Origin of the sequence: Mesorhizobium sp. B2-4-1 (assembly GCF_006442185.1) — a bacterium.
GTDB lineage: Bacteria > Pseudomonadota > Alphaproteobacteria > Rhizobiales > Rhizobiaceae > Mesorhizobium.
Map to the genome: position 1 here is coordinate 401781 of NZ_VFVN01000004.1, position 12822 is coordinate 414602.

13 protein-coding genes are annotated in these 12822 nt (G+C 63.3%); 8 read left to right on the top strand and 5 right to left on the bottom strand.

The annotated features are described in order from the left end of the window. Positions 1-117: 117 nt before the first annotated feature. From FJ949_RS13670 to FJ949_RS13680, 3 genes are all read right to left on the bottom strand, one after another. Positions 118-1053, bottom strand: coding sequence for a DUF1194 domain-containing protein (locus FJ949_RS13670; RefSeq protein WP_318013624.1), 936 nt, complete (start codon positions 1051-1053; stop codon positions 118-120). Next, the gene (locus tag FJ949_RS13675) at positions 1047-1688 is read right to left on the bottom strand and encodes a hypothetical protein (protein WP_224646435.1); all 642 of its coding nucleotides are present in this window, start codon (positions 1686-1688) and stop codon (positions 1047-1049) included. Before FJ949_RS13675 ends, FJ949_RS13670 begins: the two co-directional genes overlap by 7 nt. A 111-nt stretch (positions 1689-1799) precedes the next feature. Beyond that, positions 1800-2798: a DMT family transporter gene (locus FJ949_RS13680; RefSeq protein WP_140496248.1), complete on the bottom strand. Its 999-nt coding sequence runs from the start codon at positions 2796-2798 to the stop codon at positions 1800-1802. A 151-nt stretch (positions 2799-2949) separates the two neighbouring features. Between FJ949_RS13680 and FJ949_RS13685 the strand changes: the two genes are divergently transcribed. From FJ949_RS13685 to FJ949_RS13705, 5 genes are all read left to right on the top strand, one after another. Continuing rightward, positions 2950-4923, top strand: coding sequence for a BTAD domain-containing putative transcriptional regulator (locus FJ949_RS13685; RefSeq protein ID WP_140496249.1), 1974 nt, complete (start codon positions 2950-2952; stop codon positions 4921-4923). A 174-nt stretch (positions 4924-5097) separates the two neighbouring features. Next, entirely contained in the window at positions 5098-5697 is a 600-nt protein-coding gene (locus FJ949_RS13690) for a rod-binding protein (protein ID WP_181172115.1), read from the top strand. Between the two features lie 13 nt (positions 5698-5710). Continuing rightward, on the top strand, positions 5711-6136 hold the full coding sequence (locus FJ949_RS13695; RefSeq protein ID WP_140496250.1) for a hypothetical protein: 426 nt from the start codon (positions 5711-5713) through the stop codon (positions 6134-6136). 30 nt (positions 6137-6166) lie between these two features. Further along, positions 6167-6688, top strand: a complete 522-nt coding sequence (locus FJ949_RS13700) for a hypothetical protein (protein WP_140496251.1) — start codon at positions 6167-6169, stop codon at positions 6686-6688. Between the two features lie 236 nt (positions 6689-6924). After that, the gene (locus FJ949_RS13705; protein ID WP_140496252.1) at positions 6925-7209 is read left to right on the top strand and encodes an SCP2 sterol-binding domain-containing protein; all 285 of its coding nucleotides are present in this window, start codon (positions 6925-6927) and stop codon (positions 7207-7209) included. Positions 7210-7292: 83 nt separating this feature from the next. On the opposite strand, the gene FJ949_RS13710 is transcribed toward FJ949_RS13705, so the two are convergent. Both FJ949_RS13710 and odc2 read right to left on the bottom strand, forming a co-directional pair. Beyond that, complete coding sequence (locus FJ949_RS13710) at positions 7293-7850, bottom strand: N-acetyltransferase (protein WP_224646477.1); 558 nt, start codon at positions 7848-7850, stop codon at positions 7293-7295. Positions 7851-8116: 266 nt separating this feature from the next. Continuing rightward, a complete protein-coding gene (gene odc2, locus FJ949_RS13715) occupies positions 8117-9250 on the bottom strand; it encodes an ornithine/lysine decarboxylase (protein ID WP_140496253.1) in 1134 nt (377 codons plus the stop codon). 685 nt (positions 9251-9935) lie between these two features. On the opposite strand from odc2, the gene FJ949_RS13720 reads away from it, so the two are divergent. The 3 genes from FJ949_RS13720 (at position 9936) to FJ949_RS13730 (ending at position 12752) form a co-directional block, all read left to right on the top strand. Continuing rightward, positions 9936-10835, top strand: a complete 900-nt coding sequence (locus FJ949_RS13720; protein ID WP_140496254.1) for a LysR family transcriptional regulator — start codon at positions 9936-9938, stop codon at positions 10833-10835. An 88-nt stretch (positions 10836-10923) separates the two neighbouring features. Beyond that, on the top strand, positions 10924-11592 hold the full coding sequence (locus FJ949_RS13725) for a DUF1007 family protein (RefSeq protein WP_140496255.1): 669 nt from the start codon (positions 10924-10926) through the stop codon (positions 11590-11592). After that, positions 11589-12752: a nickel/cobalt transporter gene (locus FJ949_RS13730; protein WP_140496256.1), complete on the top strand. Its 1164-nt coding sequence runs from the start codon at positions 11589-11591 to the stop codon at positions 12750-12752. The genes FJ949_RS13725 and FJ949_RS13730 overlap by 4 nt, the downstream gene beginning before the upstream one ends. Positions 12753-12822: the final 70 nt, after the last annotated feature.

The window sequence follows — 12822 nt, forward strand, 5'->3', positions numbered from 1 at the left end:
GTGCCCCGATCAACCGGGCCGAGGTCAAGATCGACGAGCGGCCGTGGATAGATGCCAGGAGCCGCCGTCTGCTCTCGGCCCCTACGCGGACGTGCAGCAATGCGCCACTGTCCGGAATTACGGTTGAGAAGAGCGCCCGTCCGCCGGTTGCGGGAATTGCCCTTCGTTGTTCATGCTTACTTCCGTGACCAGCTTGCGGCGAAGCGCCGTGCTGTAGTCGTTTGGCCCTTTTGGCGTCATGACGAAGGCCTGGGAACCGCCAATGACCGATTTGGCAAAATAAGATGCCAGCGGATTGCCGGGATCGTCGTCTTCGGTGGGAATGGCGATCGCGTTGATCGTATATCCCTTGGCAATGGCGTTCAGCCTGCTCGGCTGAACAGGAAGTCCGTCGTTGTTCTCACCATTGGAGGAGATATCGATGACCTTCTTGGCGGCATTTCCAGGAAACTGGTCCAACAGAAGACTGCCAATGTCGATAGCCGAGGAAACCGATGTTCCGGATCGCCCTCGACGGATGACGCCGGTATCCCCTTTCCTGCTGATCTCCGCCGCCGCCGCTCTTGCATCTTCCAGTCCGCAGATGCTTGTCCACGGCAGTATGGTGCGTGCGTGTCCGGGGCTCGACCATTCAAAGTAGGCCACGCCGATGCAGCCGACGTAATTCCGGCCGATGGCGGCGATGATCTCGGGCGAAGTGAGTGCCGCGGCATGTCCCTCGCGTTGCAGATCGGCGATCTTTGGATCAATCGATGCCGAGAAGTCGACCGCGAACACGATGGCGACGTCGACATTCGCTGCATGCGCCGGGAGATTCCAGAACGCAGAAGCTGCAAGTATCCCCGCCAGCCTCAGGAGTGAATTGGCTCGGCTTGCCAGCCCCCTTCCCGATGTCTTTGTCGGCGAAAAAAGATTGCCCCGGCCTATCGACTGCACCCGCCCGCGAAAGGAGACCGCTCCAGAAGAGGGACCGGCGTCCTGATACATATCTGTAAACATGCCCATTCTCCATCTCGACAACCGATCGTTGTCAAAGCCGCCCATTTTCAACATGTGGAAATTTGACGAGGGACCTTGGACCCAACGCCGAACAGCAGCAGATCGGCCTTGGTCCACAAAAGATAACAGCCGAGTAACGTCAGCGGCATGATGAGTGCCGCGAAGGACTCGCCCGACCAGACCACCGGCAAAGCCTGGCCGAGGGCGACGGTTGTCGCCACCACTGCCGGCAACCTGCTGGCGAGCACCGCACTGCGGAACGGATCGGGCCAGGCGGTCGGCCACACCGGAACCGGCCTGCCCGGCCTGTGAAAGGTGCTGCCGAACTTGCCGAGCGCATGCAGCAGGCCGGAGGTCGCCGCAAGCAGCGGGTCGCCGAGCAGCAAGAGCGCGATGCCGAGCCCGATTGCGCCTAATCCCGAGAGGAAGTCGCCCAGACGATTGAGGGTGGGATCGGGAACATCCGGCTTTGCCCAAGCCCGGTGGTAGGCTTCGCCGCCGCAGAAAAAGACGAGGTTAGCCAAGGTGAGCGCAACAGTGCCATGGCTGCCTGCGAAATAGTCCGTCACCGCCGCGATGACAGCGCTTTCCTCATGCTGGCCGACTGGCGCGGCCGCAATTTGGGTTGCAAGACCTACGACGAGGCCAAGCGCGTTGCCACTGTTGTAATAGCCGCCGGGTCCCTTCATGCGGGCACCAAGGGCCGATCTCAAATGTGCGAGCGGAAGAAGGACTGTCCACGCGTTCATCGCAGCGCCCCCGCGGCCTGTCCGGCCGCGCTCGACACGGCGACGTTCGCATCAGCGGCAGTGGTCATCGCATTCCTCCACCGGACCTGAACTGTTGACGCGGCGTTCGCCTGCCCCGCTTGCCGGCGCTGTTGCAAAGGCAGGGGCAATGTCGAAGCGTTGGTTCGAAGCGGTCCGCAAGGACGCACGTGCCTGCGGCGCTCGGTTCGATCGTGCCACGGAAAGGATCGCACCGAGAATGATCGCTGCTCCCAAGGCGCCCGGCCACGAACTCCGCTCGCCCAGAAAGATCGTCGCGCCCAGCGCCCCGAAGACGCTTTCGGCACTGACGATCACGGCGGCGTGGCTGGCCGGCGTGAAGCGGAGGGCAGCCGTCTGTATGCCGAAGGCTATCGCGGTGGAGAAGACGCCGAGTATCGCCAATTCCGGGCCGGCTGCGAATGCGGCGGCCAGCGACAGGTTGCCTTGCATTGCCCCGAGCGGCAGGGCGAAGACTGCGGCGCCGAGGAATTGTGCCGCGGCGGCGGTGAACGGCCGCGCATGGGCCTGCATGTGCCGGCCGAGCTCGACCGCCCAGAGCGCATAGCAGGCAGCCGACAGGATGGCGGTGAGATCGCCGCTGCCGAGGCCGCCGATCCCATCCGACAAAAGCAGGGCTCCGACCAGGGTCAGCCCGGCAGCGATCGTGAGGCCAGCTGTCGGACGCTCGCCGACGAGCAACCAGGCGGCCAGAGGTGTCATTACGGTTGCCGTGCTCACCAGAAAGCTTGCATTGGTGACCGAGGCTCCGACATAGCAAAGCTGCTGAAGCGTGATGGAGATGGCGAACAGCGCGCCCACCCTGGCCAGGCTCGGAAAATAGCCCGCCCCGATCGCCACTCGCCTTTCGGTCAAGACAAAGGGCAGCACCAGCAGCCCGCCGATCAGGCAACGCAGACTTACCGCGCTCATGGCGTCGAGATGGACCAGCACCGTCTTTTGCGAGACGTTGCCGAAGCCCCACAATGCGGCTGCAAGGAGCAGCAGCAAATTGGCTCTTGTTCTGGACACGCGCCCCCCTTGAACCAAGCATTGCGTTGACTTGGCCGCCTAATTTAGCGAAGTCTAAATGACCTGCCGTCACGGGAGCGCTTGAAGCGCGGTGACGGACGATTGCGGAACGTTAGATTTGCGTTAGAATTTCGTCAGGCTGAGGCAGCAGATGCAAAGTGACGACGGCGGCGCTGCAAATAGAATCTCACTCTTCGGCGGCTTCCGTATTGAAACAACTGGCCCGCTTCGACTGGTCGGGAAACGCGGCCCGGCAATCGTTGCTTATCTGGCCCGATGTCCGGGCATGGCAGCGACGCGGGAGAGACTGGCTGATCTGCTATGGGGCGACAGCGATGGCGAACATTCGCGCAACAGTCTTCGCCAAGCGCTCAGCGTCCTGCGCCGCGATCTCTCGGGTGTCGATCTTATCCATTCCACCGGAGAGTTGATCCACCTCAGGCCAGAGGCGTTCCGGGTCGATGTGGAGGAGTTCGAGACGGGTTTATCGGCCCGCTCCGCGCAGGAACTCGAAAAGGCTCTGGCGAACTACACCGGCCCGTTCCTCGACGGTCTCCATGTGGGAAGCAATGGCTTCGACGACTGGGTCGCGTCGGAACGCGACAGGTTGCTCGGTCGTGCGCTTGAATCGTTCGAGAAACTGGCTCGCCTCGTCGACGCTGAAGCGGGCCTCGTCCTGGCCGATCGCGTCCTGGCTATGGATCCGGCGCGGGAAGAATCCTATCGGCTCAAGATGGAATTGCTCCTTGCTTGTGGTCAACGCGACAAGGCGCTCAGGACATACGAGGCTTGCAGAAGCATGCTGAAGAAGGAGTTCGGCGTCGAAGCCGGCCCTGAGACGCGGGCACTATGGCAGTCCCTGCTGCTCACTTCCGACACGGCGTCACACGCACCGTCGGCAAGTGGTGTTGCGGCCAGCCATCGTCTCGGACACCCCTCCATCGGCGTTGCCGACTTCACCAATCTGACCGGAAAACAAGGCGACAATTTTTTCTCCAAGGGACTGGTCCAGGACATCACGACAGCCCTTTCCGAGGTGGCCGACTATGTCGTGCTCTCCGCGGTTCCCCCGACAGATAAGATCGGCCCGCGCCAGGAAGGTAAAGCGCCGGGAGCGCTGCGCGCACAATATGTGCTCAGCGGCAGCATCCAGAGATCCGGCAATGGGCTGAGGGTGAACATCCAGCTTGTCGATGCCGTCGGCGGTCATCATGTCTGGGCCCAGAAGTTCGACGGCCAGTCCGAGAATGCGCTCGAATTCCAGGACAGGATCGCCCAGTCCGTCGTTCTGGCGGTGATCCTCGAACTTCAACTGACCAACTGGAAGGTCCGCGACAAGAGTCCGCCTGGTCCCCCTGAAGTGCGCAGGTTGGTGAACGAGGCGCTCATGAAATATTTTGAGATGACCCAGGACTCGCTGCTGGTCGGGATGGAACTTGCGACGAAGGCGCTCTCGACAGGGCCCGACAACGCCCGTGCGAAGCGGACGCTCTCGATCATGATTTCCATGGGCATCGCGTTTGGCGCGCTGCCCCGCGAGCAGGGCAATATCGAGTATACGCTGGCGCTTGCCGAGGCCGCGGTGCGGGCGGTGCCGGACGATGAAATTGCCCGGTGCATCTTGTCATTTGCTCTCGAAAGTTGCGGTCGTATCGACGAGGCGATCGTCGAATGCCGGCACGCGATCAGCCTCAACCCAAATTATCCGAGCGGCCACGGCGATATTGCGATGCTCTTCGCGCTGCGCGGGCAGGTCAGCGAAGCCGTGCGCGAGGCGAACGAGGCGATCCGGCTGGGAACCCATGACGTCATCGACTACTGGCGTCACCACGGGCTCGTTATGGCGCTGTTTGCCGGCGGAGACGATCAGCGGGCGCTCGAGGTCGCGCGCAAGGTGGTCAGGACAAAGCCGGGCTTCGTTCGTGGCGCGCTTTATTGGGCCGCAGCCGCGGCCGCAACCGGCAATCGCGATGAAGCGTCGCGGGCCATCCATCATTGCCTGTCACAACTTCCACATCTCAATCTGAGCAATGTCTGCCCTGGCTTTGTGCCGCGCTATGTGAAGGATCATCACCATTCCCGGTTCCTTGAAATGCTGTCGAGGGCCGGTCTTCCTCCGTCCTGAAGCCCCTCGCGTTCGAACGGATTCGGGCGAGACGCCGTCTGCAGGTCGTTCTCGCAAAACCGGAAGCCACTTTTTACGCGACATGCGTTGTTGAAATCTGGCTACGCGGCTTGGATGCAGAGAACCCTGACCTTGCTCCCTCCCCCCGCAAGCCTGCCACAAGCTTGTTGAGGCATGGTCTGGCCAAGGAAAACCGATAAAAGGCGGACTTTCTTGGCGATCTCTCCACCCAGCGACATCGTGATGGATGTTGTCCGAGCAGCCGAGCCGGCGGATCTCGCGGCCGCGCGCGCCGCACTGACCAGGCATGCGGGCGGCGTTGCCGGCAGCTTTTCGGTCGAGGCCGCTTCGGCCGGGACGATGCTCTCGCGCGCCACCGCCGACCAGGCCCTGGCGGCCGATCCATCCAAGAAGTTCAAGAAATTCGAAGCCATGGTGCTCCAGACCTTCATCCAGAACATGATGCCCAAGGACACCGAGGGCGTGTACGGCAAGGGCCTGGCCGGCGACATGTGGAAATCGCAGCTCGCCGAGCGCGTCGCCGACGTCATGGCCGAGCGTGGTGGCATCGGCATCGCCAAGTCGCTGCTCGCCGACCATTATCTCGAAGGCAAGCGCAAGGTGCCGATCGGCCCGGTCTCCGGCGGGCCTGAAAAGACCGAGATCGACCGGCAGAGCCGTCTGTCCACCTCGCTCGTCCAGGAGCTGCAGCGCAAGGCCGCCAGGTCCATGACCGGCGATGAAACGACCACAAAGACAGACATCAAGATCTAGACTGGGAAACGCCATGGCCGACTTTTCGGAATTCACCGCCAACCTGCCGGCGCGCACGGCCACATCGGAAGCCCCGGTCGCACTCGCGCGGCCCGGAAACCTTGCCGCCATCATCGGCCGCATCGAGGAAGTCGTCGAGCAAGAAACGGCCGGGCTGCGCAGCGACACCGGCTACGACCTCAAGGCATCGAACGCGCGCAAGAGCCGCTATCTCTATGAACTGACCCGTGCCATGCGCGGCGGCAGCGAAGCCGAGTTCCTCGAACAGCACCGCGAAGGCCTTGTCCGGCTTCGCCAAAAGCTTGCGAAGAACGAGGCAGCGATCCTGGCGCATCTGAGCGCCGTCAACGAGGTCGCTGGCCTGTTGCGCACCGCCATCCAGCGCGCCGAAACCGACGGCACTTATTCCGCCGGCGAGTTCGGCCGGGCGCGCGGTTAGCGCGCGGTGGTCGCCGGCTCGGGTGCCTGAATGGTCAAGGTCATCGCCATCGCGGTCTGGATCTGCGTCGCCACCCTCGGCGCGGTGTTCTATTCGTTCCAGGCCGCCGGCGAACGCGGCGTCGGCGAAAAGCCGAAGCCGATGCTGGGCGGGCTGGACTACGTCAAGACCGAGGTCATCTCGGTGCCGCTGATCCGCAACGCCAGGATCGACGGTTATTTCCTGACCAAGTTGGTCTACACGGTCGAACCCGAGCAGATCAAGAAACTGTCGATCCCGGCCGAGGCACTGATCACCGACCAGGTCTATTCCTACCTGTATTCCAATCCGCAGATCGACTTCACCAAGAAGGAGACGATCGACCTCGACGCCTTCCGCGCCGCGATCCGCGATACCGTCAACACACGCGTCGGCGCCACACTGGTGCATGAGGTTCTGGTCGATCAGGTCAATTTCCTGAGCAAGGATGAGATACGCGACAACTGGTTGCGCCGCCGGCAGGAAGCCGGCGCCACTGCGTCCGAGATGACCAAGGCCTTCAAGTCGCATTGAGCCCCCGGGCATGCCACTGGCCAGGCACGGTGATCCGGTCCTCGCCCGGTGCGGCGATAGGAACCAGGCCCTGCAATTCGCGTTGACGTAAACGTCAATCCAAAGCTATATGCGGCAGCGACCGTGGCCGCGAAGATGCATGGCCCTCGGGCGGATCGATGTGTCGTGGCGCGACAGATGCAACCAGATAAGCAGATGCAACCGAACAGGCAGATGCAACCAGACAGGAGAACAGCGTGAGCGTTCAGGAGATTGCCGACAAGATCAGGTCGCGCGTGGCCAGCAGCGGGTTCGATCGTTCCGTGAAATTCGACACCGGCAGCGATGGCGTCATCGTCATCGACGGCGCCGATGTCTCGACCGCCGACGGCCCCGCCGACTGTACCATCAAGCTCTCGCTCGACGATCTGGACTCGCTGATATCGGGCGATCTCAACCCGACCATGGCGTTCATGACCGGCAAGATAAAGGTCGAAGGCGACATGTCTGTCGCCATGGCGCTCAGCCAGTTGATCGGCTGAGACAGAAGACCGCCGAGACTGTTCTCGGGACGAAAACGCCGCCGTTTCGGGCGGCGTTTTTCGTTCGTTTGGGGCTCAGCGCCTCAGGCCGCCAGCGTCGGCGCCTTCAGCTTGCGCCCCGCGGCCTTCAGCGTGCCATGGACGCCGTCGAGCGCGCCCTCCACCAGTTCCACCGCGAGCAGCCGATGCCGCTCATACGGGCCCGGCATGGCCAGCGAACCGGTCTTTGCGGCTGAGAAGCCGAAGCGGCCGTAATAGGGCGCGTCGCCGACCAGCAGGATCGCCGCGTGGCCGAGACGCGCGGCTTCGGCGACCGCATGGCGCATCAGCGCCGAGCCGATGCCGGCACTCTTGAGCGAAGGAGCGACCGCCAGGGGCCCAAGCAACAGTGTTGCCGGACCGCCCTCGCCCAGCGTGACGTCCCAGAGCCGCACCGTGCCCATCACGGCGCCCGATGCGTCGCGCGCGACGAAAGCCAGGCCTTCCGAGGGCCGCCGGCCCCGCCGCAGCTTCTCCGACGACTTCGTCTTGCGCTTCGGCCCCATGGCGGCATCGAGCAACGCCTCGCGCGCCGCGATGTCATCAGGCGTTTCGGCAACGATGGCGAAAGCACGGGCACTCTCCCCCCTCGAGGGGGAGATGTCGCCGAAGGCGACAGAGGGGTTCGCCGCGCGTGAAGCGCTAGCCCCATGCGGTCCAAGAGACGTCGAGGCGGCTGAGACAAACCCCTCCGGCCACTTCGTGACCATCTCCCCCTCAAAGGGGGAGATGTCGCGCGCAGCGCCTTCGACAACGAAATTTGCAATGTCCATTTCCGCGATCCCTTCACGAGCGGAGACTGTTCCACAGGCGAGCCCGGATGGGCGACAAACGCCCACCTGGGATGATCCGACGGTTCTTTCGACCGTCAGATCACGTAGGATCGGAGAGGCTCGAAACCGTTGAAGGCGACCGCCGAATAGGTGGTCGTGTAGGCCCCGGTGCCTTCGATCAGCACCTCGTCGCCGATGGTCAGCGACAGAGGCAGCGGATAGGGCGTCTTCTCATACATCACGTCGGCCGAATCGCAGGTCGGGCCGGCGAGCACGCAAGGCGCGGTTTCTGAGCCGTCATGCGCGGTCACTAGGGGATAGCGGATCGCCTCGTCCATCGTCTCGGCCAGGCCGCCGAATTTGCCGATATCGAGGAACACCCAGCGCACATTGTCGTTGTCCGCCTTCTTCGAGATCAGCACGACTTCCGACTTGATGACGCCGGCATTGCCGACCATGCCGCGGCCCGGCTCGATGATGGTCTCGGGAATGGCGTTGCCGAAATGCTTGCGCAGCGCCGAGAAGATGGCCTGGCCGTAAGCCTGGGCCGCCGGCACGTCGCGCAGGTAGCGCGTCGGGAAGCCGCCGCCCATATTGACCATCTTCAAGACGATGCCTTCCTCGGCGAGCGTCGAAAACACGGTCTTGGCGTCGGCCAGCGCGCGATCCCAGGCCGTCAGGTCGGTCTGCTGCGAGCCGACATGGAACGACACGCCATAGGCGTCGAGCCCGAGCGCCTTGGCATGGCGCAGCACGTCGACGGCCATCGCAGGCACGCAGCCGAACTTGCGCGACAGCGGCCATTCGGCGCCCTCGCCATCGGTCAGCACGCGGCAGAACACGCGGGCGCCTGGAGCGGCGCGGGCGATCTTCTCGACCTCCTCGACGCAATCGACGGCGAACAGCTTGATACCGAGCTGGTAGGCGCGCGCGATGTCGCGCTCCTTCTTGATGGTGTTGCCGAAGGAGATGCGGTCCGCCGGCGCACCGGCGTCCATCGCCATCTCGACTTCGGCAACGGAAGCGGTGTCGAAGGACGAGCCCATCGCAGCAAGGAGGCGCAGGATTTCCGGCGCCGGGTTTGCTTTCACCGCATAGTAGATCCTGGAATCGGGGAGCGCCTTCTCGAAGGCGCGGAAATTGTCGCGCACGACATCGAGGTCGACGACGAGGCAAGGACCGGTCGGACGTCGGGTGGCGAGGAAGTCGAGGATGCGCTGCGTGGCCATCGGGTTTCTCCATCACGCCTTTCGGCGCGCACAAGGGTGCGGACGCGGGCTGTCGGCCTCGCGAACACGCGGTGGACAAAGGCGGGACGGAAATCCATGGAACCAGCCGGTGGAGACCCCGGAACCATGAAACGCCGTCTCGCGGCGATGAACCTTGGCCTTGCCCGGCTTCGGTTCGCTTTGTCTGCCTTGGCTTGGATTGGGAGAACCCCGTTCCGCACTGCCGGCAATGATGGTGTGCCTCTTCAGTAACCCCGGTCTTTGGACAACCGGCAGAGAACCAGAAAGGCCCGCACCGTCGTTGCTTCAAGGTGTCCTCGGTCTGGCGGTTGGCCGCTAAACCGACTGGAGGGGTTGGCTCCAGTTACCTTACCGATTTCCCTCACCATTCAGAGGATCGGCGGACACCCACAGGCACGTGCGACTTTGGGCAAGCGCGATATAGGGGCAGAGAGATTCACAATCAATAAAAATCGTATCGTAGGTTGTAAAAATTCCGGCATCGAACAATGTTGGTTTCACCGTATCCGGATATCGAACGATGACAGGCACGCACGACCCTCTCGACCCCCTTCTGCACCCTCGCAAGATACCGGTGGGCCGGCCTGTCGCTGGCCCTTCCGGCGGCGACATTGCCCTGATACGGCTCGGCCGAAATCTCGACGCCGCACGAAAGGCCTGATTCATGGACACACTGACCCGCATGCGCGCCTTCATCGACGTGGTCGAGGCCGAGGGCTTTTCGGCGGCGGCGCGCAAGATCGGCCGCTCCAAGGCGCTGCTGTCGAAATATGTGCGCGAGCTGGAGGACGAGCTCGGCGCGCTGCTGCTCAACCGCACCACCCGCCAGTTCTCGATGACCGAGGCCGGCCACACCTATTATCGCCGAGCCTCCGAGATCGTGCGCGAGGTCGACAGTCTTGCCGACGCCGTGCGTGAATCGTCCGGCGACGTGCGCGGCAGGATCAAGCTGTCTGCGCCGCGCACCTTCGCCGACGCGCCGATCGGCCAGTCGCTGATCGACTTCGCCAAGCAATATCCCGACATCGTGCTCGACATCCAGCTGGACGACCGCTTCGTCGATCTCGTCGAGGAAGGCTTCGATCTCGCGGTGCGCATCTCGCGCCTGGAGAACTCGTCGCTGATCGCCAGGCGTCTGGCGCCGTTTTCCACACGGCTGTGCGCATCTCCCGAACTCATCGCAAAACATGGCATGCCGGTGCGCGCGCAGGATCTCGGCCGCATGCCCTGCATCGTCGACACCAATGGCCGCGGCTTGAACAACTGGCAATTCAAGGGAGACGGCGAGGATACGGTGAGCGTCTCGGTCTCCGGGCCGATCGAAGTCAACAGCCCGATGGCGGCGCGGGCTGCTGCCCTGTCGGGGTTGGGATTTGCCATCCTGCCGGATTTCATCGCCGTGCCGGATATTGCGAGCGGCCGGCTGGTGACGGTGCTGGATGACCGCACCCTGTCGGGTGCCGGCATTTTCGCCGTCTATCCGCACCGGCGCTATTTGCCCGCCAAGGTGCGTGTCTTCGTCGATTTCCTGGTCCAGTGGTTCAGGACGCGCGAAACCGCATGACCGCCTTCAATTGCGGCGCGGTCCCATTTTCGCCCCCTTTCTGGTAACTGTCCACTTCTCTCCGAAGCCAAGGGAATCGCGACCGCGAATGCATCTAAGACGGCACGCAATCATGCTGGCTTCGGCCCTGGCGGCGACATTGGCCGCCGTTGGACCGGCAGAGGTGCATCCGCACGTTTTCGCCGAGGCCCGCCTCGACGTGATCCTCTCCCCGGATCACCAAAGCGTGAAAGCGCTGCGCCATCTCTGGCGCTTCGACGATCTGTTTTCCAGTACTGTCATGATGGAGTTCGACAAGAATTCCGACCTGAAGCTTGACGACAAGGAGTTGAAGGAGGTCGCCGACACGGTCCACGCCTCGCTGGCCGAATTCAACTACTTCCAACTCGTCACCCAGGACGGCAAAGACGTGCCGATGACGCCGCCGCCGCATCTGATGGCCAATTTCGACAACGACCAGCTGATCATCCTGTTCGAGTCCGAACCGAAGGCGCCGATCAAGCTCGCCGGCAAGATCGATATCGGCGTCTACGATCCGACCTTCTACACGGCGATCGATTTCACCGAGGACGCCAACATCACGGTCGAGGGCCTGCCCCCGAACTGCACCGACAAGGTGGTCCGCCCCGACCCGGATGAGGCCATCAAGGAAAACCAGAAGACCCTGACGGACGCCTTCTTCAACGACCCGACAGGCACCGACATGAGCAAGATCTTTGCCACCAAGCTCGAACTGACCTGTCAGCCAGAAGGATGAACCCGGTGATGAGACCGTCCCTGCGTTTGGCATTCGGCCTGTTGGCCATCAGCTTCGCGATGGTGCATTTCGCCGGCTCGGCTCATGCCCAGAGCTCGCTCGGCATCGGCGTCAACGATGGCATGGCGCCGACCACCGGCCCGTTCGCCCACATCCTGATGTGGATCAATCTGCGGCAGCAGGAGTTCTATCGCGCGCTCGCCACGGCGATGAAGGCGATGCGCCAGGACAACAGCAAGCTCTGGGTGCTCATCGGCCTGTCCTTCGCCTACGGCATTTTCCACGCCGCCGGCCCCGGCCACGGCAAGGCGGTGATCTCGTCCTACATGGTCGCCAACGAAGTGGCGCTGCGGCGTGGCATCCTGTTGTCGTTTGTCTCGGCCCTGCTGCAGGGCCTGACCGCGGTCGCGGTCATGGCAGTCGCCTATTTCGTCCTGCGCGGCACCGCCGTCTCTATGACCGACGCGGCCTGGTTCATGGAGATCATGAGCTTCGTCTTCGTCACCCTGTTCGGCGCCTGGCTGCTGTGGCGCAAGCTCGGCCCATCCATCCTGCGCCTGTTCGGCAGAGGTCCCGCCTACAGCCTGTCGGCGGCTCACGCCGGGCATTCCCATGCGGGCCATTCGCATGCCGCTCACAGCCATTCGGCGCACGCGCTGCATCAGCATGATCATCATGACCACGGGCATGAGCATTCGCACGATCATCATGACCACGGCGCGCATGACCATCACCACGATCATGGCGCGCACGATCACGCGCACGCGGCGGGCGAGGTCTGCGAGACCTGCGGCCACTCGCATGCGCCAGATCCGGCGCTGCTGTCGGGCGACCGCTTCGACTGGCGCACCGCCTGGACGGCGGTGGCCGCGGTCGGTATCCGCCCCTGCTCCGGCGCGCTGATCGTGCTCAGCTTCGCCCTGCTCAATGGCCTGTGGCTCGGCGGCCTGCTGTCGGTGCTGGCGATGTCGATCGGCACCGCCATAACCGTCTCGGCGCTGGCCACGATCGCGGTGACCGCAAAGAACTGGGCGGTGTATTTCGCCGGCGACGGCCGCATGGGCAACCGCATCCATTCGATCGTCGAGATCGGCGGCGCCGCCTTCGTGTTCCTGTTCGGACTGCTGCTGCTGTCGGCGAGCCTGACGGGCGGCGTTTGACCCGGAAGTAGCGCCCGAAGGTGTGTTGAGATTCAGGTCAGGCCGCGCCGAGAACGGTTGATATCGAGAA